Origin of the sequence: Lutibacter sp. TH_r2 (assembly GCF_033101135.1) — a bacterium.
Lineage (GTDB): Bacteria > Bacteroidota > Bacteroidia > Flavobacteriales > Flavobacteriaceae > Lutibacter.
Map to the genome: position 1 here is coordinate 525,940 of NZ_JAWMPV010000002.1, position 25,849 is coordinate 551,788.

General features: G+C 29.2%; 18 protein-coding genes. 10 read left to right on the top strand and 8 right to left on the bottom strand.

All coding sequences use genetic code 11. From position 1 onward, the window contains the following. Positions 1-71: 71 nt before the first annotated feature. From R3X25_RS09700 to R3X25_RS09745, 10 genes are all read left to right on the top strand, one after another. Positions 72-2,333, top strand: a complete 2,262-nt coding sequence (locus R3X25_RS09700) for an aconitate hydratase (RefSeq protein WP_317674262.1) — start codon at positions 72-74, stop codon at positions 2,331-2,333. Between the two features lie 330 nt (positions 2,334-2,663). Then, entirely contained in the window at positions 2,664-3,866 is a 1,203-nt protein-coding gene (gene glgA / locus R3X25_RS09705) for a glycogen synthase (protein ID WP_317674263.1), read from the top strand. Positions 3,867-3,915: 49 nt separating this feature from the next. Next, positions 3,916-5,181: a glucose-1-phosphate adenylyltransferase gene (locus R3X25_RS09710; RefSeq protein ID WP_317674265.1), complete on the top strand. Its 1,266-nt coding sequence runs from the start codon at positions 3,916-3,918 to the stop codon at positions 5,179-5,181. Positions 5,182-5,199: 18 nt separating this feature from the next. Further along, a complete protein-coding gene (locus tag R3X25_RS09715; protein WP_317674267.1) occupies positions 5,200-7,140 on the top strand; it encodes an alpha-1,4-glucan--maltose-1-phosphate maltosyltransferase in 1,941 nt (646 codons plus the stop codon). A 5-nt stretch (positions 7,141-7,145) separates the two neighbouring features. Beyond that, positions 7,146-8,774 carry a trehalose synthase gene (locus R3X25_RS09720; RefSeq protein WP_317674269.1) on the top strand — a complete coding sequence of 543 codons (1,629 nt, stop codon included), beginning with the start codon at positions 7,146-7,148 and terminating at the stop codon, positions 8,772-8,774. A 4-nt stretch (positions 8,775-8,778) separates the two neighbouring features. Beyond that, positions 8,779-10,689, top strand: a complete 1,911-nt coding sequence (gene glgB / locus R3X25_RS09725; protein ID WP_317674271.1) for a 1,4-alpha-glucan branching protein GlgB — start codon at positions 8,779-8,781, stop codon at positions 10,687-10,689. 140 nt (positions 10,690-10,829) lie between these two features. After that, complete coding sequence (locus tag R3X25_RS09730) at positions 10,830-13,229, top strand: glycoside hydrolase family 31 protein (protein WP_317674273.1); 2,400 nt, start codon at positions 10,830-10,832, stop codon at positions 13,227-13,229. Between the two features lie 85 nt (positions 13,230-13,314). Beyond that, entirely contained in the window at positions 13,315-13,986 is a 672-nt protein-coding gene (locus R3X25_RS09735; RefSeq protein WP_317674275.1) for a Crp/Fnr family transcriptional regulator, read from the top strand. 69 nt (positions 13,987-14,055) lie between these two features. Then, entirely contained in the window at positions 14,056-14,937 is an 882-nt protein-coding gene (locus R3X25_RS09740; RefSeq protein WP_317674277.1) for a hypothetical protein, read from the top strand. Positions 14,938-15,035: 98 nt separating this feature from the next. Next, entirely contained in the window at positions 15,036-15,602 is a 567-nt protein-coding gene (locus tag R3X25_RS09745) for a TlpA disulfide reductase family protein (protein WP_317674278.1), read from the top strand. Positions 15,603-15,611: 9 nt separating this feature from the next. Here the strand turns inward: R3X25_RS09745 and R3X25_RS09750 are convergent, their stop codons facing one another. The 8 genes from R3X25_RS09750 to R3X25_RS09785 form a co-directional block, all read right to left on the bottom strand. After that, on the bottom strand, positions 15,612-16,802 hold the full coding sequence (locus tag R3X25_RS09750) for an aspartate aminotransferase family protein (RefSeq protein ID WP_317674280.1): 1,191 nt from the start codon (positions 16,800-16,802) through the stop codon (positions 15,612-15,614). Then, complete coding sequence (locus R3X25_RS09755; RefSeq protein WP_317674282.1) at positions 16,799-18,445, bottom strand: OstA-like protein; 1,647 nt, start codon at positions 18,443-18,445, stop codon at positions 16,799-16,801. The genes R3X25_RS09750 and R3X25_RS09755 overlap by 4 nt, the downstream gene beginning before the upstream one ends. A 123-nt stretch (positions 18,446-18,568) precedes the next feature. Continuing rightward, positions 18,569-19,840: an adenylosuccinate synthase gene (locus R3X25_RS09760; protein ID WP_317674284.1), complete on the bottom strand. Its 1,272-nt coding sequence runs from the start codon at positions 19,838-19,840 to the stop codon at positions 18,569-18,571. 19 nt (positions 19,841-19,859) lie between these two features. After that, entirely contained in the window at positions 19,860-20,303 is a 444-nt protein-coding gene (locus tag R3X25_RS09765; protein ID WP_317674285.1) for a transcriptional repressor, read from the bottom strand. Between the two features lie 92 nt (positions 20,304-20,395). After that, positions 20,396-22,615: a RelA/SpoT family protein gene (locus R3X25_RS09770; protein ID WP_317674286.1), complete on the bottom strand. Its 2,220-nt coding sequence runs from the start codon at positions 22,613-22,615 to the stop codon at positions 20,396-20,398. A gap of 46 nt (positions 22,616-22,661) precedes the next feature. Next, positions 22,662-23,894 carry a M48 family metallopeptidase gene (locus R3X25_RS09775; RefSeq protein WP_317674287.1) on the bottom strand — a complete coding sequence of 411 codons (1,233 nt, stop codon included), beginning with the start codon at positions 23,892-23,894 and terminating at the stop codon, positions 22,662-22,664. Positions 23,895-23,903: 9 nt separating this feature from the next. Then, positions 23,904-24,710 (bottom strand): RNA methyltransferase, encoded by an 807-nt coding sequence (locus R3X25_RS09780; RefSeq protein WP_317674288.1) that lies wholly within the window; start codon positions 24,708-24,710, stop codon positions 23,904-23,906. A gap of 23 nt (positions 24,711-24,733) precedes the next feature. Beyond that, positions 24,734-25,807: a DUF3810 domain-containing protein gene (locus tag R3X25_RS09785; RefSeq protein WP_317674289.1), complete on the bottom strand. Its 1,074-nt coding sequence runs from the start codon at positions 25,805-25,807 to the stop codon at positions 24,734-24,736. Positions 25,808-25,849: the final 42 nt, after the last annotated feature.

Sequence of the window (25,849 nt, forward strand, 5' to 3'; positions counted from 1 at the left end):
TGATGAAATACTTTTTTAATGCAATTATATTTTTTGTATCTTGTTTTCTAAATTAATAATATATAAATCTTATGGCTTTTGATATTGAAATGATTAAAGAAGTTTATTCTCGAATGACTAAAAGAGTAAACGCTGCTAAAGAGGTAGTTGGTAAACCATTAACTTTAGCAGAAAAAATATTATACAACCATCTTTGGGATGGTAATGCAAAAAAAACATTTATAAGAGGTAAAGATTATGTAGATTTTGCCCCAGATAGAATTGCTTGTCAAGATGCTACAGCACAAATGGCACTTTTACAATTTATGCAAGCAGGAAAAAGTAAAGTTGCAGTTCCTACTACAGTTCATTGTGATCACTTAATTCAAGCTAAAATAGGAGCAGATAAAGATTTACAAAATGCATTAAATAATAGTAGTGAAGTATTTAATTTTTTAGCTTCAGTTTCAAATAAATATGGAATTGGTTTTTGGAAACCTGGAGCAGGAATTATTCATCAAGTAGTATTAGAAAATTATGCATTTCCTGGAGGAATGATGATTGGAACAGACTCACATACTGTAAATGCAGGTGGTTTAGGTATGGTTGCTATAGGTGTTGGAGGAGCCGATGCTGTAGATGTTATGGCAGGAATGCCTTGGGAATTAAAATTTCCAAAACTTATTGGTGTTAAATTAACGGGAAAACTTTCTGGTTGGACAGCCCCAAAAGATGTAATTTTAAAAGTTGCAGGAATTTTAACTGTTAAAGGAGGTACAGGAGCAATTGTAGAATATTTTGGTGAAGGCGCAAAATCTATGTCGGCAACAGGAAAAGGAACAATTTGTAATATGGGAGCCGAAATTGGAGCAACAACATCTACTTTTGGTTACGATGCTTCTATGGAACGTTATTTAAGAGCCACAGATAGAGGTGAAGTAGCTGATGAAGCAAATAAAATTGCAGCTTACTTAACGGGAGATGATGAAGTTTATGCTAATCCAGAGCAATATTTTGATCAAGTAATTGAAATTAATTTAGATGAATTAAAACCTCATATAAATGGTCCTTTTACTCCAGATTTAGCAACTCCAGTTGGTGAAATGCACGATAAAGCAGTAGCTAATGGTTGGCCATTAAAAGTAGATTGGGGATTGATAGGTTCTTGTACTAATTCTTCTTATGAAGATTTGTCAAGAGCAGCTTCAGTAGCAAAACAAGCAGTAGACAAAAAATTAGTTACAAAAGCTGAATTTGGTATTAATCCAGGTTCTGAACAGGTTCGTTATACTGCAGAACGCGATGGATTATTACAAATTTTTGAAGATTTAGACGCTAAAATATTTACAAATGCTTGTGGTCCTTGTATTGGTCAATGGGCTAGAGAAGGTGCCGATAAGCAAGAAAAAAACACTATTATTCATTCGTTTAACAGAAACTTTTCAAAACGTGCAGATGGAAATCCAAACACACATGCGTTTGTAGCTTCACCAGAAATGGTTGCGGCTATTGCAATTTCAGGAAAGTTAGACTTTAACCCATTAACAGATAAATTAATAAATCAAAATGGGGAAGAAGTTCAGTTTGAAGAACCAACAGGTTTTGAGCTTCCTCCAAAAGGTTTTGAGGTTGAAGATGCAGGTTATGTAGCTCCAATGTCTGATGGTTCAGGAATTGAAGTAGTTGTAAAACCTGAATCTGAAAGATTGCAGTTATTGACTCCATTTAAGCCTATTGGAAACAAAATTAATGGAGCAAAATTATTAATTAAAGCTTTTGGAAAATGTACAACAGATCATATATCAATGGCTGGGCCTTGGTTGCGTTTTCGTGGGCATTTAGATAATATTTCTAACAACTGTTTAATAGGAGCAGTAAATGCTTTTGGTAAAGCAACAAATAAAGTTAAAAATCAATTAACTGGTAAATTTGGAACTGTACCTGATACTGCAAGAGCTTATAAAGCTGCTGGAGTTTATTCAATAGTTGTAGGTGATCATAATTATGGTGAAGGTTCATCCCGAGAACATGCAGCTATGGAACCGAGACATTTAGGTGTAGTAGCTGTAATTGTGAAATCTTTTGCTAGAATTCATGAAACAAACTTAAAAAAACAAGGTATGTTAGGTTTAACTTTTGTTAATGAAGCAGATTATGATTTAATACAAGAAGACGATACTTTTAATTTTATAGATTTGAATGAATTTACACCAGAAAAACAATTAACTATAGAAGTAGTGCATGCAGATAATTCTAAAGATATTATTAAATTAAATCATACATATAATCAAAGTCAAATAGATTGGTTTAATGAAGGTTCAGCTTTAAATTTAATTAAAAAGCAGAATAAATAAAAAATTACTATTATTTCAATAGATATTATGTTAAAAAAGAGTCGATTTTACGACTCTTTTTTTTGTTTTTCTATTCAGAATTAATAAATAAAATACTTTAATTAAGATAGATAGGTTGTTATACTATATAAATGTGGTAATTTAATAACGTTTTAGAAAAATATTAGAGTAATTTCATAAAATTTCGTAACTTTTTATTCTAATTTTAATAGGTTAGAGAAACTTAATAATTAGTAGATAAATAAACTTTATTGATCAATTTTTTGAGTTTTTTTTAATATAATAAAGTAGAGTAATTTTATTAAGTTATAAATTAATATAAAATTTTATATGAAGGCACTTTTTTACACTAAAGAATTCCCTCCTTACGTATATGGTGGAGCAGGAGTTGTTGTTGAGTATTTAGCAGATGAATTAGAAAAGCTGATGGAAATTGATATTAAGTGTTTTGGAGATCAAAATTCATCTTCTGGAAATATGTCAGTAAAAGGTTTTCCATATAATGATCCAAAATTTGAGCAATCAGACACCAAATTAAAAGCAGTATTTAATAGTTTAAATACATGCCTTCAAATGAATGCAGAAACTATTGATGCAGATATAGTTCATTGTCATACTTGGTATGCTCATTTTGCAGGAATTGTTGCTAAACTTTGTTACGGAAAACCATTAGTAATTACTACTCATTCTTTGGAGCCTTTAAGACCTTGGAAAAGAGAACAATTAGGAAGAGGTTATGATGCCTCGTCTTGGATTGAAAAAACTGCTTTGGAAATGGCAGATGCACTAATTGCAGTTTCGGAAGAAACAAAAGTTGATGTTATCAATAATTTTAATGTTGATAAAGATAAAGTAAAAGTTATTTATAATGGTATTAAGTTAGATGAATATGTTGTAACAGAAGAAACAACAACTTTAGATAAGTTTAATATTGATAAGGAAAAACCATTTGTTCTTTTTGTGGGTAGAATAACACGTCAAAAAGGAATTATTCATTTAGTAAATGCTATTAAATATATAGATCCAGAAACCCAAATTGTGTTATGTGCTGGTGCACCAGATACACCAGAAATAGCAAAAGAAATGAAGGATAGCGTTGATGAAGTTAAAAAAACTAGAAATAATGTAATTTGGATTGACGAGATGCTCCCTAAAAAGGAAATTATTCAACTTTATTCGCATGCAACTGTTTTTTGTTGCCCTTCAATTTATGAACCTTTTGGTATTATAAATGTAGAAGCAATGGCATGTAATACAGCTGTGGTAGCGAGTGCTGTTGGAGGAATAAAAGAAGTAGTTGTTGATGGCGAAACAGGATTGTTAATTCCTTTAGAACAGCAAACTAAAGCTCCTTTTGAACCAATAAATCCTGATAAATTTGCAAAAGATTTAGCTAACGGTGTAAATAAATTAATTAACAACAAAGAGTTAAGAGAATCTATGGAGATAAAAGGAAGAGCTAGAGTTGAAGAACATTTTGATTGGGTAGCAATTGCAAAACAAACTAAAGATTTATATAAATCTTTAATTTAAAAATATAAAAATAAACAGCACATATTTACAAATTATAAAAAAGTAGGTTATGATAAATAATAAAGTTTTAGCGATAGTATTAGGAGGAGGACAAGGATCTAGATTACATCCATTAACAGAAACAAGATCAAAACCTGCTGTACCTATTGCAGGTAAGTATAGATTAGTAGATATTCCAATTTCAAATTGTATTAATTCAAATATTAAAAGAATATTTGTTTTAACTCAATTTAATTCAGCTTCATTAAATAGACATATAAAAAACACATATCACTTTAGTTTTTTTAGTTCTGCATTTGTTGATGTATTAGCTGCTGAACAAACTCCAGGCAATAAAGGTTGGTTTCAAGGAACGGCAGATGCCGTTAGACAAAGTATGCACCATTTTAAAAGATTAGATTATGACTATATGCTAATATTATCAGGTGATCAATTATATCAAATGGATTATCAAGAAATGATTGATGCTCATATAAAATCAAAAGCTTCTATATCAATTGCAACCATACCTGTAAATGCAAAAGATGCTACCGAGTTTGGAATTTTAAAAACTGATAATAAAAATGTAATTACTTCTTTTATAGAAAAACCAGCTGCAGAATTATTGCCAGATTGGACTTCAGGAGTTAGTAATGAAATGGCTTCAGAAGGTAGAAATTATTTAGCTTCAATGGGTATTTATGTTTTTAATAGAAAATTATTAGAAAAACTAATGGATGATCCAAGTACAAATGATTTTGGAAAAGAAATTATCCCTCAAAGTATTGAAAATGTTAAAGTTGTAAGTCATCAATATGAAGGTTATTGGACAGATATAGGTAATATAGATTCGTTTTTTGAAGCTAACCTAGGATTAGCAGCTGAATTTCCTAAATTTGATTTGTATAGCAGACAAAAACGTATTTATACAAGAGCACGAATGTTACCAACTACCAAAGTTTCTGGAACTACTTTAGTTAAAACAGTTCTTGCTGAAGGTGGAATTATTAATGCAGCTAAAATTGAAAATTCAGTAATTGGTATTCGATCTAAAATAGATGCAGAATCAACAGTTATTAATACATACATGATGGGAAATGATTTCTATCAACCATTAGAAGATATTTTAAACCCTAATATTGTATCTATGGGAATTGGTAAACGCTGTTTTATTAAAAATGCAATTTTAGATAAAAATTGTAGTATTGCTGACGATGTTAGAATTAACGGAGGTAAGCATTTGGAAAACTTTGAAAATGAATCTTATGCTATAAAAGAAGGAATTGTGGTTATTAAAAAGGGAGCTGTAATTCCAAAGGGATTTACACTTCAATAGTTTATTAAATATATTTGAATGAAGAATCAGAGAAGAGTAGTTATAGAAAATGTTTCACCTCAAGTAGATGGAGGAGAGTTTTCAATTAAAAGAGTTGTTGGAGAAATTGTTAACGTAAATGCAACTATTTTAGTTGATGGACACGATGAGATAGCAGCTTCAATACTTTACAAACACGAAAAAGAAAAAAAATGGAGCGAATCTAGATTAAATGAAATTGGAGATGATAATTGGAGTGCCTCATTTATAGTAGAAAAACAAGGTTTTTATGAATATAAAATTGAAGGTTGGGTAGATTATGCACTTAATTGGATGCATGGAACTATTCGAAAAATTGATGACCATCAGCATGTTGATTCAGAACTGTTAGAAGGTGCAGAATATTTAAATAGAATATTAAAAACTGCAAAAAGTAAATCAGAAAAAGAATACATTTTAAAACTTCAATATATTTTTAAAAATACAGAATGTTATAATGAAGCTATACAAGAAGTAAAAAATGTTGAATTATATAATTTATTTTATAAATATCCAGAAAAAAAACTAGCAAATACATCTGCAGAATTAACAGTATATGTTGATAGATTAAAGGCTAGATTTAGTACGTGGTATGAGTTTTTCCCACGTTCAGCATCTCAATACGAAGGAGTTCATGGCACTTTTAAAGATTGTGAAATATTACTTCCAAGAGTTGCTCAAATGGGATTTGACACCTTGTATTTCCCTCCAATTCATCCAATAGGTGAAGTAAATAGAAAAGGTAAAAATAATACAACAACAGCATACGAAGGTGATGTTGGTTCTTGTTGGGGAATAGGTTCAAAAGATGGAGGCCATACTTCAATTCACCCACAATTAGGCTCTTTAGATGATTTTAAATCGTTAATATCGAAGGCTAATAAAATGGGAATAGAGGTTGCAATGGACTATGCTTTACAAGTTGCACCAGATCATCCATGGGTAAAAGAACATCCAAAATGGTTTAAATGGAGACCTGATGGAACAGTTCAATATGCAGAAAATCCACCTAAAAAATATCAGGATATTCTACCAATTTATTTTGAAACAGAAGAATATGAAGCCTTATGGGATCAATGTTTACATGATTTAATTTATTGGATTGAATGCGGTATTAATGTATTTAGAGTAGATAATCCACATACCAAACCTTTTTATTTTTGGAATTGGATAATAACAAATATTAAAAGTAAATACCCTGATGTACTATTTTTAGCAGAAGCATTTACAAAACCTAAAGTAATGCACGAGTTAGGTAAGCACGGTTTTACACAATCGTACACCTATTTTGCTTGGAGAAATAATAAACACGAACTTACTGAATATGTTGAAGAGTTAACCCAAACAGGGCAAAAAGATATTATGCGTCCAAATTTTTGGCCTAATACGCCAGATATTAACCCTTTTGATCTTCAAGGTTCTAATGCATCTAAACATATACAACGTTACGTCTTGGCAGCAACTTTAAGCTCTAATACTGGAATTTATGGGCCTGTGTTTGAACAAATGTTAAGTGAAGGTTTACCAGGTAGAGAAGAATATATGAATTCTGAAAAGTTTCAAATATGTAATTACGATTGGTCTAAACAAAACAAAGTATCTTATTTTATATCACTTATAAACAATATTCGTAGAAAACATGAAGCTTTACAGCAAACAAACAATATTAAGTTTTGCAATATAGATAATGATAAAATAATAGCATTTTATAAATGGAACGATGATAAATCTAGTGAAGTTTTAGTTGTAATAAGTTTAGACGATCACTATACACAACAAGGTTGGCTTCAATTACCGTTGTATGAATTAGGTGTTTGGAAAGGTCATCATATAAAATTAACGGATCTAATTACACAATCAACTTACGATTGGCACGATGAATATAATTTTGTTGAACTACATGCAGCAATGTCATTTCACATTTTTACAATAAACAAATAAAAACAATGTTTAAAGAACATAAAGAGTCTGTGACTACAACAAAATATAATTTTGATGTTCCATGGGAAGAACTTTTAGAAAACAAAGATTTTCAAAAAGTTTTTTTATCAGAAGTTCTTGAAAAGTATATTGTAAAACAACGTTGGTATGGAGGCAAGGCAAGTCAAATAAAATATATTGAATTGTCTGAATATTTTAGAATTCAACAAAATAACGAAGTTTATTTTGGATTAATACTTGAAGTAGATTTTGTTGAAGCTTTTTATCACCATTATTTTATACCAATAGCATTTGTTTCAGATGAAAATTTTGCTCAAAAAGATAGAATATTACCTATAAGTATTAAAAATCAGGAAGGTTTTATTATTGATGCTATTAACCTTGAAGCTTTTAGAAAATTAGTTTTTGAAAGAATTGCTACAGCACCATTAATTGATACTACAAAAGTACAATATCATAAAAGTGAAATATTTTCAAATATTAGTTATAATTCCTCAAAATTATTGGGATTAGAGCAAAGTAACACTTCATTAGTGTTTAATGATAAGTATGTTTTGAAATTTTTTAGAAGAATTTTTTCAAATAAAAATCCAGATTATGAAATGAATCGATTTTTAACTGATAAAAAGAATTTTAAAAACACACCTAGATATTTTGGAAGTATTAACTTTATTGGACAAGAGAACGAGCTAGTTACCATTGCCGTAATGCAAGAGCTGATTCCAAATAATGGTGATGCTTGGGAAGTGTATTTAAACGAGATTGATAAAGTATTTGAGACATTAGAATTTAAAAATATTGATATTGAAAACTTACCAGAGAAAGAATTATATCAACGTTTAAGAATTCATGATATACCACATAGAATTATAGATTGGGTAGGTTTAAGTTTATTTTTAAAAACACAAGTATTAGCAAAAAGAACTGCAGAAATGCATATTAATTTAGGTTCAGAATTTGAAGATACAGCTTTTACACCTACACATTTTAATGGTGATTATTCAGTTTGGTTAAAAAATAGAATGATTTACCAATTTCAAAATAGAATAAACATAGTTGAAAATAATTTAGATAAACTAGAAGGTTATGCTTTAGAGCTAGCTAAAGACTTATTAAGTAAAAAAAACTTAATTAGAAGCAAGTTTTTAAAATTTGATTGGACAAAACTTAAAGGTGAACGTATAAGAGTTCATGGAGATTTTCATTTAGGACAAATTTTAGTACAAGATGATGATTTTTACATTTTAGATTTTGAAGGAGAACCCGAAAGTACTATTAGAGATAGGCAAGTAAAACAACCACCAATTAAAGATGTAGCAGGTTTATTTAGATCATTTCATTATGCAATTTATGCTACAATATTCAATAATAAAAATAAATATAAACAAACCCAAGAACAGCTTTTTAAAGCTGCAGAAGTACTGTATGGTTATTTTACAGGTGTATTTTTAGACACTTATGTAGATACTGTACAAAAGGCAAACTTAAATATTGGTTACCGTCAAGAGCAAAATTTTATATTAGAATATTGTTTACTTGAAAAATCAATATATGAGTTAGGTTACGAATTAAACTCACGCCCTTCATGGGCAATAATTCCTTTAAAAGGAATTTCAAATCTTATTAATAAATAATTTTATGGCAAAAGTAATACCTCACAGTTTATTTACCGAATTTGACATCTATCTTTTTAAAGGAGGAAAACACTTTCGACTTTATGAGAAATTTGGATCTCACATTTGTACCGTTGATGGAGTAGAAGGAACTTATTTTTCAGTATGGGCACCAAGTGCAAATCAAGTTTCAGTAATTGGAGATTTCAATTTTTGGAAAGATGGAAAACACAAACTAAACGTTCGTTGGGATTCTTCGGGTATTTGGGAAGGTTTTATTCCTAATGTTGGAAAAGGAAATTTATATAAATATAAAATACATTCAAATAATAGTGGAATAATTACCGAAAAGGCCGATCCGTATGCGCGCAGAAACGAGCATCCACCAAAAACAGCTTCACAAGTTTGGAGTGATGATTATAAGTGGAAAGATAAAAATTGGATGAAAACCAGAAAGGAACACAACGCATTAGATGCTCCTTATTCTGTATACGAAGTTCATTTAGGTTCTTGGAGAAGAAAAGCGGAAGAAAATAGATTTTTATCGTACATAGAATTAGCAGATGAATTGGTGGATTATGTAAAAGAAATGAATTTTACACATGTAGAATTAATGCCAATTATGGAATTTCCTTACGATCCATCTTGGGGATATCAATTAACAGGTTATTTTGCACCAACTTCGCGTTTTGGATATCCAGATGAATTTAAGGTGTTAGTAGATAAATTACACCAAGCAGGAATTGGAATTATTTTAGATTGGGTGCCTTCACATTTTCCTAGTGACGATCATGGATTAGGATTTTTTGATGGTTCACATTTATACGAACATCCTGATAGAAAAAAAGGGTATCATCAAGATTGGAAAAGTTTAATTTTTAACTATGAAAGAAACGAAGTTCGTTCCTTTTTAATAAGTAATGCAATATTTTGGCTAGAACAATACCATGCAGATGGTTTAAGAGTTGACGCTGTTGCATCCATGTTATTTTTAGATTATTCACGTGAAGATGGAGAATGGGAACCTAACGAATTTGGTGGAAGAGAGAATTTAGCTGCAATTTCATTTTTAAAACAATTAAACGAAGAAGTTTATAGATCATTTCCTGATGTTCAAACAATAGCTGAAGAATCAACAGCATTTCCAATGGTTTCTAAACCAACATCAATGGGAGGTTTAGGTTTTGGAATGAAATGGATGATGGGTTGGATGCACGATACACTAGATTATTTCTCTAAAGACCCAATTTATAGAGAATACCATCAAAACGAAATTACGTTTAGTTTAGCTTATGCATTTACAGAAAATTTTATGTTGCCACTTTCACATGACGAAGTAGTGTATGGTAAAAATTCTATTTTAGGTAAAATGCCAGGCGATGAATGGCAACGCTTTGCAAACCTTCGATTAATGTATGGATATATGTACACACACCCAGGAACAAAATTATTGTTTATGGGAAGTGAATTTGGACAATATAACGAATGGAATTTTCAAGAAAGTTTAGATTGGAATTTATTAGAATTTGAGCCTCATAAAAATATGAAAAATTATTTTGCAGCTTTAAATACTATTTATAAATCTACACCTGCACTTTATGAAAATGGTTTTAGTTCAGAAGGTTTTGAGTGGATAAGTTTAGACGACAGTAAAAATTCTGTAATTTCATATTTAAGAAAAGGAAAAAATCCAGATGAAAATGTATTAGTAGTTTGTAATTTCACACCAAACACTATTGTACCTTACAAAGTAGGAGTGAACACTTCAGGAAAATTAAAAGAAATTTTTAATAGTGATTCTGAAAAATTTGGAGGAAGTGGAAATGTGAATTCTAGACAAATAACTATAAAAAAGAATCCTTGGAATGGAAAAGAGTATTCAGCTGATATTAAATTATCTCCATTAGGAATTAGTATTTTTAAAATAAAAAAGTAGCTAATTATTGCTAACTAAATATTACTCCCTCAATTTTAAATATTTTATAAAATTGAGGGTTTTTTTTTGTGTATTTATAATGTAAACAGATTAATAAAATTTAGTAAGTTTGCTAACTTGATAAAATGCAATAGATTTTTATGATTTTAAATACTGAATTAGAACAAAAAGGAAATCAGTTTCCTACAAATATAGTTTCATTTGAAAAAAATGTAAATACACTAGTATTTACAGCTGCAAATAATGTAGTACTTCAGCTAACAGTTGAAAGAGATAGTGTTTTACGATTTAGATATTCCACTACTGGGCGTTTTGAAAAAGATTTTTCGTATGGTATTACAATATACGCAAGTAAAGGTTATAACCATTTAGAAATTGAAGAAGATGATGAAAAGTATATAATTACAACTTCAAAATTAATATGTAATATTTCAAAAGTAGATATGAGAAAATCTATCTATGACGTGAAAGATAATTCATTAATATTAGAAGATGAAATTGGTTTTCATTGGGAAGATAGTTACCAAATAGGTGGTGATATTGTAAAAATGTCTTTACAATCTCAACAAGCTGAAAATTACTATGGTTTAGGAGATAAGCCAGTTGATAATAATTTAAAAGGTAAAAGGTTTCATAATTGGGTAACTGACTCTTTTGCTTATGTTAGAGGTACTGATCCAATTTATAAAGCAATACCTTTTTACACAGCCATACATCATGAAAAGGCGTATGGTATATTTTTTGACAATACATTTAAAACATTTTTTGACTTTTGTCATGAAAGAAGAAATATTACAAGTTTTTGGGCTGAAGGTGGAGAAATGAATTATTACTTTATGTATGGTCCTGAAATGACGGATGTTGTGTCTAACTATACAGACTTAACAGGAAGACCACAACATATTCCACCACTATGGGCATTAGGTTTTCATCAATGTAAATGGAGTTATTACCCAGAATCTAATGTGAAAGAAATAACATCTAAATTTAGAGAATTAAAAATACCATGTGATGCCATTTATTTGGATATAGATTATATGGATGGTTTTAGATGTTTTACATGGAATAAGGAATATTTTCCTGATCCAAAAAGAATGGTGAAAGAATTAGCAGATGATGGATTTAAAACTATTGCTATTATTGATCCAGGAATTAAAATTGATGATGAATATGAAGTTTTTAAAGAAGGTTTAGATAAGGATTATTTTTGCAGAAGAGCTGATGGACCTTATATGAAAGGAAAAGTTTGGCCTGGTGAATGTTATTTTCCGGATTATACAAAAGCCGAAGTACGTGAATGGTGGTCTAATTTATTTCAAGAGTTAATTGAAGATATTGGCGTAAATGGAGTTTGGAATGATATGAACGAACCTGCCGTTATGGACGTACCAGGTAAATCTTTTCCAGATGATGTTAGACATGATTATGATGGAAACCCTTGTAGTCATAGAAAAGCACATAATGTATATGGAATGCAAATGGCAAGAGCAACTTACCATGGATTAAAGAAATTTAGCTATCCAAAACGTCCATTTGTAATTACTAGAGCTGCTTATTCTGGTACACAGCGTTATACGTCAACTTGGACAGGTGATAATGTAGCAACTTGGGACCATTTAGCTATTGCAAATCAACAAGCGCAACGTATGTGTATGTCTGGTTTTTCTTTTGCAGGTTCAGATATAGGTGGTTTTGCTGAACAACCAACTGGCGAATTATTTGCTCGTTGGATTCAATTAGGAGTTTTTCACCCATTTTGTAGAGTACATTCATCAGGAGATCATGGAGATCAAGAACCTTGGGTATTTGGTAAAACAATTACAGATATTGTTAGAAAATTTATTGAAATTAGATATCAGCTATTACCATATTTATACACAACTTTTTGGAGATATGCAGGTGAAGGTATTCCAATTTTAAAATCTTTAGTGTTATTTGATCAAAAAGATCCACATACACATTACAGAAATGATGAATTTATTTTTGGTGAAAAAATATTAATTTGTCCAATTTTAGAAGCTAATTCTAAAGGAAGAAGAATGTATTTCCCTAAAGGTAGATGGTACAATTTCTGGGACAATTCCATTGTTATTGGAGGTGAAGAAGTATGGGTAGATGCAGATATAGATAGTATGCCAATTTTTGTAAAAGAAGGTGCTATAATTCCAAAATACCCAATACAACAATATGTTGGAGAAAAGGAAATTGAGCAATTAGAACTAGATGTATATTTTAAAATTGGTAAAGAATCTTCAGAAGTATATGAAGATGCTCATGATGGATACGATTATAAAAAAGGAAGATATAGTTTAAGAAACTTTAACCAAGTAGGTAAAATGAACTCTTTAACTATACAACAGTTTAAATCAGGGAAATATGTTACCTCTTATGAAACTTTTAAAATAAATATTCATGGTTTACCATTTAAAATTAAAAGCGTAGAAGTAGATAACGAAAAAATAGATATTTCTAAACTTAATGGCGATGTAACTTTTATTGTACCAAAAGAGTTTAGAGAACTTTATATAATTTCTAAATAAAATAAAAAGGCTTCATTTTAAAATGAAGCCTTTTTTGTAAGGTGTCTTTTATAATAACGACCATAATCTAAAAATTCAATTCACTATGAGTAAACTTTGGTTTTTAGAAAATGTAAATCTATTTAAAATTCTTTGTCCGCATAAATTTGCTGATTATAAAAATTGTCACAACTTTGATAGTTACTCAAAAAGTGATTATGTCTATTTTGAAGAAGAAACTTCTTCAAAAGTATTTTTAATTGAAAAAGGCAAAATAAAAATAGGGTATTACACAGAAGAAGGTGATGAAGTTGTAAAATCCATATTAGGTAAAGGTGAATTATTTGGTGAAAAAGCTATTTTAGGCGAAGAAAAAAGAAACGAATTTGCCCAATGTTTAGAGAATAACACGTCAATTTGTCCAATAGCAGTTCCAACCCTTCACGAATTAATGAGAGACAATCAAACTTTTACACTAAAAGTTTATAAGTTTATAAGTTTCAGAATAAAAAAATTAGAGCGTAGATTACAGTTACTAATGTTTAAGGATGCTAAAACTCGTTTATTAGAATTTTTAAATGATTTATGTGAAGATTACGGAATTTGTTGTGAAGAAACTGGTGGAATGAAAATTACACATCCATACACTCAAAAAGATATAGCAAGTTTAATTGGTACTTCTAGACCAACACTAAATCTAATGATGAATGATTTAAAAGAAGAAGGAGTTATAGATTTTAATAGAAAAGAGATCCTTTTATTAAAAAAATCGGCTTAATGTTAGCTACCTAACATTTTATAAATTTTCTACATTATAAATTTGTCTCATAACTAAAAAACAAAAATTATGGCAAAAATTAAAGTATTATTCAGTTTACTAATGTTGGGATTAGCTTTTGCATCATGTGATGATAATGACGACACCCCAAAGTTTAATGATTTAACTCTAAATATTTCAGGTTTAGAAGATTTAGGAGATGATTATGAATACGAAGGTTGGATTATTGTAAATGGTTCTCCAATAACAACAGGAAAATTTTCAGTGAATGCATCAGGAGATTTATCACAAAATTCATTTTCTATAGATTATAGCGATTTAGCAATGGCATCTACCTTTGTATTAACAATTGAACCAGTAGTTGGTGATGATCCTGCTCCAAGTGATGTGCATATATTAGCAGGAGATTTTAGCGGAGATTCAGGAAGTTTAACTATTTCACATGCGGCAGCTTTAGGTAACAATTTTGCTTCAGCAGCTGGAAAATATATTTTGGCAACACCTACAGATGGAGCTGATAATAATGAAAATAGTGGTATTTGGTTTTTAGATTTAGCATCGGGTTCTCCAGCTCAAGGTTTAACTTTACCAACATTACCAGATGGATGGAAGTATGAAGGTTGGGCAGTTATAGATGGAACACCTGTTACTACAGGAACTTTTACAGCTTTAAATACAGTTGATGACTTTGATGGATTTAGTAGTACTATGAACGATGGCCCAGCATTTCCAGGAGAAGATTTTATAATGAATGCACCAAGCGGTTTAACTTTTCCAACCGATTTAGCTGGAGGTACTGCAGTAATTTCTATTGAACCATATCCAGATAATAGTACAAGTCCTTTTTTATTAAAACCTTTAGTTGGTGATATTTCTGCAGCAGCAGTAGATCACGTAACATATGATATGGGACAAAATTTAAATTTCCCAACCGGAACAGTTTCTAGATAATTCTATACTGTTCTTATATTAAAAGCGATATTACAATGTAATGTCGCTTTTTTTTTACATTTGTTGTAATTAATTAAATGTTTTTCGACAGAAGCTTTATGAACAAAATATTTTCAAAAAAAAATCTTTCCAATGTAATTTTTATATTGGCAATAATATTACTTATTTATACACCAACTAGAACATGGATATTACGTCAAATAGCTTTTGCTCCTTCAGTTGAAAAAGTAGAAAATAGTGAAAAAATAGATACTTATAATTGGCAATTAAAAGGTGTAAATTCTGAAGCTGAAAAATTTATAGATTTTAATGGTTTAAAAGGCGAAGTAGTTATTGTCAATTTTTGGGCTACTTGGTGTCCAAGTTGTGGAGCCGAAAAACCTATGTTTCAAAAATTGTATAACGATTATAAAGATAAGGTTACTTTTTTATTTGTAACTAATGAAAATAAGGAAGTTGTTAATGCGTATTTTTCAAAAACGGGTTACAATTTACCTGCTTATAATTCAAAATCTATGCCTCCTAAACTGTTTTTAGAAACCAATTCAATTCCTGCAAGTTATTTAATAGATAGTGAAGGAAATGTAAGAATTAAAAAAGTAGGAGCTGCAGATTGGAATAGTACAAAAATTAGAAAATTTATTGATGAGTTAATTCAACAATAATTTAGTTAATTACTGAATATCAATAAGAATATCGTTTAAAACTTCTATAATTAAATTACAGCCTTTATAAATTTCATCTTCTGAAATAGTTAAAGGAGGCGTAATTCTAATGGCTTTACCTTCAAACAATAACCAAAAAAGTAATAAGCCTTTATCCATACATTTTAAAATTACCTTTGAAGCAATTTCAGAAGTTTCAACCATTGCGGCTAACATTAATCCTTTTCCTCTAATTTCTGTAATTAAAGGATGAACTAATAATTTTCTAATCAATTTTTCCTTTTGAAGAGTTTCAACTATCAAGTTCGATGAAAATAGTTCAGTTAAAGTTGCTTCAGCTGCTGCTGCAATAACTGGATGTCCACCAAAAGTAGTAATATGACCTAATTTAGGGTTTTGTTTTAGTAAATTCATGTGTTTACTAGAAGCTATAAACGCTCCAATTGGCATTCCTCCACCTAAACCTTTTCCCGTAACAATAATGTCAGGAACTACATTGTAATTTTCAAATCCATAAAACTTACCAGTTCTTCCAACTCCAGACTGAATTTCATCTAAAATTAATAGAGCACCAACAGCTTCACATTTTTCCTTTACTTTTTTTAGATAATTATTTTTAGGCTCTATAAATCCTGCACCACCTTGTATAGTTTCTAAAATTACACCCGCAGTTTTAGTAGTAATTTTTTCTAAATCAACTTTATTATTAAATTCAATAAATTTTATTCCTGGTAGTAACGGTCTAAAAGCACTATTTTGTTCTTCAGCACCACATACACTCATAGAACCTTGTGTGTTACCATGATAGCCGTTTTTAGCAGCTATTAATTCACTTCGTCCTGTAACTCTTTTAGCTAGTTTCAAAGCACCTTCAGTAGCTTCTGTACCAGAATTTGTTAAGTAAACAGATTCTAAAGGTTTTGGTAAATGTGTTACTAATTGCTTGCAAACATTAAGTTGTGGTTTTTGAATAAATTCTCCATACACCATAACATGTGTGTAATTATCAACCTGATTTTTAATTGCTTCAGAAATTTTTGGGTGATTGTGACCTAACGTATTTGCAGAAACACCGGCAATAAAATCTAGATATTCTTTATTTGAAGTGTCATAAACAAAACTTCCTTTTGCATGTGAAATTTCAATAGCTAATGGATAAGGAGATGTTTGCGCCTGATATTTTATAAACTCTTTTTTCAATTTCTTTTAAAAGTGTTAAGTGAAGGTTTTTCCTTTGGTGTATCTGTTTTATTAAACTCTTTCTTTTTAGGTATTATATCTTCAAGTGTTTTTTTCTTTGGTTTAGGTTTTTCCTTATCTTCTTCAATTATTACATCATCAATACTATCATGTTTAAAAATATCATCTTTAGTTAAAGGTTGTTCTTCTTCTCTCCAAATAAAACCTTTAAATTTTTTCTCTTCTTCTGGAAATAGAGAAGGAGGATAGGTTTTTGCAGTTATAGCTTTAAAATAAGAAACCGCAGATATTTTATTGTCTTCTATTTCGATAAAAATATTATTACTACTTTGCTTTTTATCAATTCCAAATAACTCATCTTTTTCATCTCTAATATAAATTATAGATTCACTATTCCCAATAATATTTAGTGAACGAAGTTTGTTTTCTAAAAACTTCCCATACATAACTCTACCTTTAAGTTGGCTAAAACCAGCAGAGTCTTTTTTTATCATAAATCCATTACTAATAATTTTTAATGAATCTAATTGTTCTGTTTTTGGATTAGAAATTAGATGTATAGTGTCTCCAGTAATTTGGTTTCCTTGAGCCCAAATAACAGGTTTTGTAAAAAGTTCAGTTAAACCAGTACGCTCATTACTTACTAAAGAATCACATTTACCTTGTAAATCCGATTTAAAAAATTTAACTCTATTAAAGGCTTTTACAACTCTATCGTTTTCTTTTCCTAAAACCATTAATTTTTGACCATGAATATAAATAGAATCTTGTGCTTCCAATTCTGAAATTGCAACGGCTCTTTTTGTTACAAATACAGAATCTTTTAATCTATAAACTTCAGCATAACCACCTTTAACTATAGAATTGTTTACAGTATCGGTCATTTTAAAATTACCTGTTGCAGAAGCAAAACCTTTAGTTTTATCGTAATATAAACTATCACCTTTTATTTCAACATCTTTATAAAATATTTTGGAATTCTCAGTGAAATAAGCTCTATGTATTTTAGAATCGTAAGTACCTTTTTCGGTGTAAATTGTATTGTCTTCACTTATAATATTAGAAGGTCCAAATAATTCAGCAACGCCTGTTGAAGTGTAATATTCTAAATGGTCAGAATCTAAAGTGCTTCCATCTCTATTAGTAACAAGAACATTATCAAAAGCTTCAAATTTATTTGTTTTTAAATGATATTTTCCTCTATCACTCACTAAAACATTAGCAGTATCTTTAATAGTACCTTTATAATTGTAGTATAATTTTTGTTCAACTCTATCAAATTTTAAGGTATCTGTTTCTAACGTCATTAATTCATCTTCCAATAGTACTTTTCCCCAAGAAGTAGCAATTTGAGTTTTACCATCGTAATCAGTGTATTTACTATATTGATGAATGGTATCGCCCTGATTAACAACAACATTACCCATTGCTTTAATTAGTTGTTTTTCTTGATAAATATATGCTTTATCGCAACGCATGGTTGCACCAGCATGTTCAACAAAAACATTACCTAATGTAATTGTAGCATCAGGATATTTTGGATCTGTAAATGTATTATCAGCTTGAAGAATTTTTATTCTTCTTCCTTGAGAATAACCTACAATTGAAACTGCTAATAGTATAAATAATATAATTTTTTTCAATGAAATATATTTTAAAGCAAAACTAATGAAAATTGTAATTTTTAAATGATAAAAGAATGCTAAAATAAAAAAACGTATCGTTTAATTTTAAACGATACGTTTTTTGTAATATTTTATATCAAACTATTTTAATATAGTTTGTTTTCTATCTGGTCCAACTGAAACAATTTTTACAGGAACTTCTACATAATTTTCAATAAATTTAATGTAGTCGTTTAATTCTTGTGGTAATTCTTCAATTGAAGTCATTTTAGTTAAATCTTCACTCCAACCTTTTAATTCTGTATAAATAGGAGTAACGTTATGTTCTTCAATATTGTATGGTAAATGATTTACTTCAGTACCTTGGTAATTGTATGATGTACAAACTTTTAAAGTTTTAAATCCTGAAAGTACATCGCCTTTCATCATCATTAATTGAGTTACACCATTTACTTGTACAGCATATTTTAAGGCTACTAAATCTAACCAACCACATCTACGTGGACGACCAGTTGTAGCTCCAAATTCTGCACCAACTTTAGACATTGTTGCTCCATCTTCATCAAATAATTCAGTAGGAAAAGGCCCAGAACCTACACGTGTAGTATATGCTTTAAAAATTCCAAACACTTCTCCAATTTTATTAGGAGCAACTCCTAAACCAGTACAAGCACCAGCAGCAGTTGTGTTAGATGAAGTTACATAAGGATATGTTCCAAAATCAACATCTAATAAAGAGCCTTGTGCACCTTCTGCTAAAACTGTTTTGCCAGATTTCATAGCGGCATGTAAATATTCTTCACTATCAACAAAAGGAATTTGTTTTAAATATTCTAAAGCTGCAAAAAATTCTTCTTCAAGTTCTTTTAAATTATAATCTAATTGAATACCGTAGTAATCAATCATTCTAATATGTTTTGTAACTAAAGCTTGGTAACGTTCTTTAAAGTCGGCTAATTCAGTATCACCAATTCTAATTCCATTTCTACCTGTTTTATCCATATAAGTTGGCCCAATACCTTTTAAAGTAGAACCAATTTTTGCTTTTCCTTTAGAAGCTTCACTTGCAGCATCCAATAACCTGTGCGTTGGCAATATAAGGTGTGCTTTTCTAGATATTACTAATTTAGAAGCAAAATCTATATTGTGTTTAGATAAATTGTCTAATTCTTTTTTGAAGATAACGGGATCAATAACTACGCCATTACCTACAACATTCATTGCTTTTTCATGAAAAATTCCAGAAGGAATTGTGTGTAAAACGTGTTTTTGTCCGTCAAAAATTAAAGTATGTCCAGCATTTGGACCTCCTTGAAAACGAGCAATAATATCGTATTTTGAGGTAAGAACGTCAACAATTTTTCCTTTTCCTTCGTCACCCCATTGTAAGCCTAATAATAAATTTACAGCCATTTGTTAGTTTATGTATATGTTAGTTGTTTTGTTTCTTTTTAGTACCATAGAAATAAAGCGAATGCTTGTGTATTTCAATTCCAAAAGTATCTTCAATTGTTTTTTTTATAGTTTGAACTCTTGGATCGCAAAATTCAATAACTTCTCCAGTATCAGTTAAAATAACATGATCGTGTTGTCTATCAAAGTAAGATTTTTCGTAATGTGCTTGATTTTGGCCAAATTGATGTTTTCTAACCAATCCACACTCTAATAAAAGTTCAATAGTATTGTATAAAGTAGCTCTACTTACTCGGTAATTTTTATTTTTCATTTGAATATAAAGCGATTCTATATCAAAATGATCTTCTAAATCGTAAATTTCTTGTAAAATTGCAAAGCGTTCAGGTGTTTTTCGGTGGCTATTAGCCTCTAAAAAGCTAATGAATACATTTTTAACAATTTTTTGATTCTCTTTATTCATTAGGAATATTATTTTAAGCTCTTATAAGTAAAGAACAAATTTAATGCTATTTTTTTAATTAATACATATGGAATTGGGTTACTTATTAACGATTAATGTTTATAAATTCGATCTACATTGTCAATTCCTTCAATCTTTTTAATACTTTCACTTAATTGTACTAATTGAGAATTATTTTTTACACTTACAGTAATTCTACCTTCAAAAATTCCATCGTTTCCTGAAATGTTTATGCTGTGTATATTTACACTCATATTTCTTGATACAACTTGAGTAATTTCATTTACCATTCCAACGTGGTCAGCACCGTATATTTTTAATATAGCTTTAAATTCTTGGTTAGAAGAATCTATCCATTTTGCAGGCATAATTCTATAAGCATAATTTGCTTGTAAACTTATGGCATTTGGGCAATCTTTTTTATGAACTTTAATTCCATCGTTAATTGTAATAAAACCAAATACTTTGTCACCTGGAATAGGGTTACAGCATTGTGACATTTTATAATCTAGTCGTTCTTCTTCTTTTCCAAAAACTAACAAGTCATATTTGTCAATTACTTCATCTTTATCAATTGTTTCGGATTTATTTTTTGACCTTTGAATTCTATTTTTGAAAAAATTCATAAAAGCATTGCTACGTTTTGTAACAAAATCTTTTAATTGAACATTATCTATAGATCCACTTCCAACTCTATAAAAAAGGTCTAAACTTGTTTTTAGTTTAAAATAATTTACTAATTCGTTAACAATTTTTTCGTCAAAATTAATTTTTAGATGGCGGAGTTTTCGAGTTAAAATAGCTTTACCGTCTTCGGCTATACGTTTTTGATCTTCTTTTAGGGCGTTTTTAATTCTTGTTCTTGCTCTTGCAGTAACCACAAAATCTAACCAACCAATATTTGGTTTCTGGCCTCTAGATGTAATAATTTCTACTTGATCACCACTAATAAGAACATGGCTTATGGGTTTTAATTTTCCATTAACTTTAGCTCCTCTACAAGTCATTCCAACTTGTGTATGGATTGAGAATGCAAAATCTAATGCTGTAGCATCTTTTGGTAGTGCTTTTAAATCTCCTTCAGGTGTAAAAACAAAAATTTCTTTTGAGTATAAATTTAGTTTAAAATCTTCAACAAAATCAACAGCATTTGTGTCAGAATTTTCAAGTGTTTCTCTAATTTTATTTAACCAGTTATCTAAACCACTTTCTTTTTCGTCGTTATTTTTATATCTGTAATGCGCTGCATAACCTTTTTCAGCAATTTCATCCATTCTTTCAGAACGAATTTGCACTTCAACCCATCTACCTTGTGGTCCCATAACTGTTATATGAAGTGACTCATAACCAGTAGATTTAGGTTGTGTTATCCAATCCCGCATTCGTACAGGGTTTGGAGCGAAATGATCTGTTACAATGGAATAAATTTTCCAAGCGTCAAATTTTTCTTTTTTAACAGTAGATTTATAGATTATTCTAATGGCAAACTTGTCGTATATTTCTTCATAAGAAACACCTTGAGAACGCATTTTTTTCCGAATTGAATAGATAGATTTTCTTCTTCCTTTTATGGTGTATTCGAATCCTTCTTGGTCTAAAGTTTCACTTATAATTTTAGAAAATGTATCAATATATTTTTGATGCTCATCGGTGCTTTGTGTAATTTTTTTCGATATATCATTATAAACATCTGGTTCAGTATATTTTAAACCTAAATTTTCAAGTTCGGTTTTAATATTATACAATCCCAATCTATGTGCAAGTGGAGCATAAATATAAAGTGTTTCAGAAGAAATTTTCACTTGTTTATCATGCGGCATCGCATCCATAGTTTGCATGTTGTGCAAACGATCTGCAATTTTAATAAGAATAACACGAACGTCATCGTTTAGTGTTAATAGCATTTTTCTAAAATTCTCTGCTTGTATTGAAGCATCTTGATCTTTTTTTAGATGAGAAATTTTAGTTAATCCATTTACAATTCTGGCTACATTTTCACCAAACAACCGTTCAATATCTTCTAAAGTATAATCTGTATCTTCAACAACATCATGTAGCAAAGCTGAAACAATAGAAGTTGTATCTAAACCAATTTCATAAGCTACAATTTTAGCAACTGCAATAGGATGATAAATATAAGGTTCACCAGTTTTTCTGCGTTGACTACTATGCGCCTCAACTGCAAGTTCAAAGGCTTTTCTAATTTCCTTTTTATCTTCAGGTGTAAACGTTTGGTAAGCACCTTTCAAAAGCTGCTTATATCGTCTAGCTATCTCCTTATTTTCTTCTTCAGCAGTTAGATTATATTCCATGTATTAAAATTAATATTTTAATTAATTTTGAATAGCTAAATGTAAATTATTTTTTTAAATTTTTTATACGTTGCAACAATGAAGGGTGTGAATAATGAATTTTTACATACAACCAATGTGGAGTTAAATTGCTTAAACTGTTTTTAGACAGTTTTTTAAGTGCTGAAATTAATGGTTGGGCGCTAAAATTATATTTTGCATAATCATCTGCTTCGTATTCAAATTTTCTTGATAATATATTCATTAAAAAACCTGTAATTTCAGAAATTGGACTGTATAAAATACCAAAGGCTATTAATCCAATATGAAAACTAGCTTTTTCAACACCTAAAGCTTGCGATAATAAATCACTTCCTACTAATAATGATAGAATATAAAGTGTTATTCCCATTGTTATTATTGATGAAGTTAAATTATATATAATATGTTTCTTTTTATAATGTCCAACTTCGTGAGCTAACACAGCTACAATTTCATCAGTTTCTAAATCGTTAATTAGTGTATCGTATAACGTAATACGTTTTTGTGAACCAAATCCTGAAAAATAAGCATTTGCTTTGGTAGAACGTTTTGATCCATCAATCACAAAAATATTATCTAATTTAAAGCCCACTTTTTGAGCAAATTTTTCTATTTCAAATTTTAATTCTCCATCTTCTAAAGGAGTTTGTTTATTAAATAGAGGAACAATTAATTTTGAATAAAACATATTCATAAATACTGAAAAAACAGTAATTAAAATCCATGTATAAATCCAAAAACTTGAAGTTGTTTCGTTATAAAACCAAGTAATTAAAGCTAAAATTCCGCCTCCAACTACAATTGTCATTAACCAACCTTTAATTTTATCTAATACAAATGTTTTTAGGTTTGTTTTGTTAAAGCCATATTTTTCTTCAATAACAAAAGTTTTGTAATAGGATAGAGGCAATGATAATAAATCACTAGCAAATAGTATAATTCCAAAAAATATTACGGTTATTAAAATGTTGTTTGAAGTTATGTTTTTTGCTAATCCATCAACAAAGGCAAAACCATCTATAAAGAAAAAAACTAAAGTAAGCAGTAAAGAAAAACTACTTGTGATTAATGAAAATTTATGATTTTCTTTTTTATAACGTTGAGATTTTAAATATTCTTCTTCGTTATAAATATCGTTTAATTCATTAGGAAGTTTATGGTCAAAATTTTTAGCATTTAATGAGTCAATTATTAAATCAAAAATAAAGTTAAATACAATAATACCTATTAATATATAAAAAATAGTTGTTGGGTTCATTTGGTAATTTTAGTTGTTAGTATCTCGTTGACGAACAGCTTCAAAGGTAATAATGGCTGCACTTACTGAAACATTCATAGAATCTATTTTTCCACGCATTGGAATAATAATATTTTTTGTTGAATTTTTAAGCCATTCATTACTCAATCCAGTAGCTTCAGTTCCTACAACAATAGCACTAGCTTTTGTGTAATTTATGGAGGAATAATCTACTGAAGCGGTTAAAGCAGCGCAATAAATTTCAATATTTTTAGCTTTTAAAAACGAAATAATTTCTGAAGTTGTTCCTGTTGCTATTTGATTTGTAAAAACACATCCAACACTAGATCTAATAATGTTTGGGTTGTACATATCTGTTTTTGGGTTTGCAATAATTACAGCATCAATTCCAGCCGCATCAGCTGTTCTAAGTAAAGCTCCAATATTTCCCGGTTTTTCAGGTGCTTCAGCTATTAAAACTAACGGATTATCTGGTAAAATTAAAGTATCTAATTCTAAATTTTTAACATTTGAAATTGCTATAACACCTTCAGTTGTAGCTCTGTAGGCTAATTTTTTATAAACATCGTTTGAAATTTGAATAACTTCAATATTGGTTTTTATTTCTGAAATTAAAACCTCAATTTTCTCTTTTGAAATAATAGTTTCATCAAACAATAGCGTTGAAATTTTATAATTGCCTTTTATAGCAAGTGAAATTTCACGAAATCCTTCAATTAAAAATTGTCCTATTTTTTTACGTAAACGAGACTTTTCTTTTAATTGAAATAATTCTTTTATATACGTATTTTGTGTGCTTGAAATCTGTTTAAACATAGCTGCAAAAATACAGATAAATACTATAAAGGCACTGTTTTATGATAATTTATAAGTAACGATACCATTTTATGGTAACTTTTTATACCATCTTTTTGCTGATTGGCTTTTAAAAAGGAATCATAGAAAAATTTAAAATATTCTTCAGACCAGTTTTGGTAAGATTTATAAAAATCTTGAGATTGTTTAATATCCTTTAAAATCCCTTTATTTATCAATGCTTTTAACTCGTTAAATTTAGCTTCATCTAATCTATAAACATCTGTTAAACAATATCGTAATGCTAATAAATACCCCGAGTATTTAAAATAATTATTATTGTAATTTGTTGCTGCTAAATAGCCTACAAAATTTGCTTCGCTTTCTAATCCAATACCTGTTTGGTGTGCAATTTCATGACAAGAAGTTGCTGCAAAATTATTTTTAGGTATTAATTTATTTACTTGAGCTTCACCAGAAAAAGGATTTAAGTACCCTGCAAAACCCATATAAGTTAATGGTAAACTAAAAAGTGATTTTTTTACTGATTTATTTGAAATTGAAAATCGTTGATGTTCTTTTGCTAAAGAATTATAACTTAAAAAAGCCTGGTTTAAAATTTTAGATTTATTATCAGGGTTCTGAACTATAAGTGTATCGTTTTTAGTAATTTCTACCTGAACTTTATTTATTTTATAAATTAATTGCTCTGTGAATTGCACTAAATCTTTTGTAGAAAATTTTTCGTTTTTAAAATTTAAAGTATGCTCAACCGGAATTCTATAATAATTTAATCCCCAACTAATGTTAAACAAAAAATAAATTACGGATAGCGTTCCTAATATTCTAAAAATTAAGTTTTTAAACTTAAATGAATTTGATTTTATGTATTTGCGTAAGTGATAAACTATTAATACACCTCCAAAAAAATAAATAAAATCACCAACTGAAAAAGGAATCCATCCAAAAACAACTCTGAATATTTTTGAAATTAAAATATATAATCCGTTAGAATAGTATTTTTCTATAACCATAGGGTAATGTGCAATAAATTGATAAAATGCCCATTGAAAAACTAAAAAAACAGATAAGATTTGGTATTTCTTTTCATTATTCATACTTCAAAAATATCAAATTAAAATTCAGAATTCATTAATAAT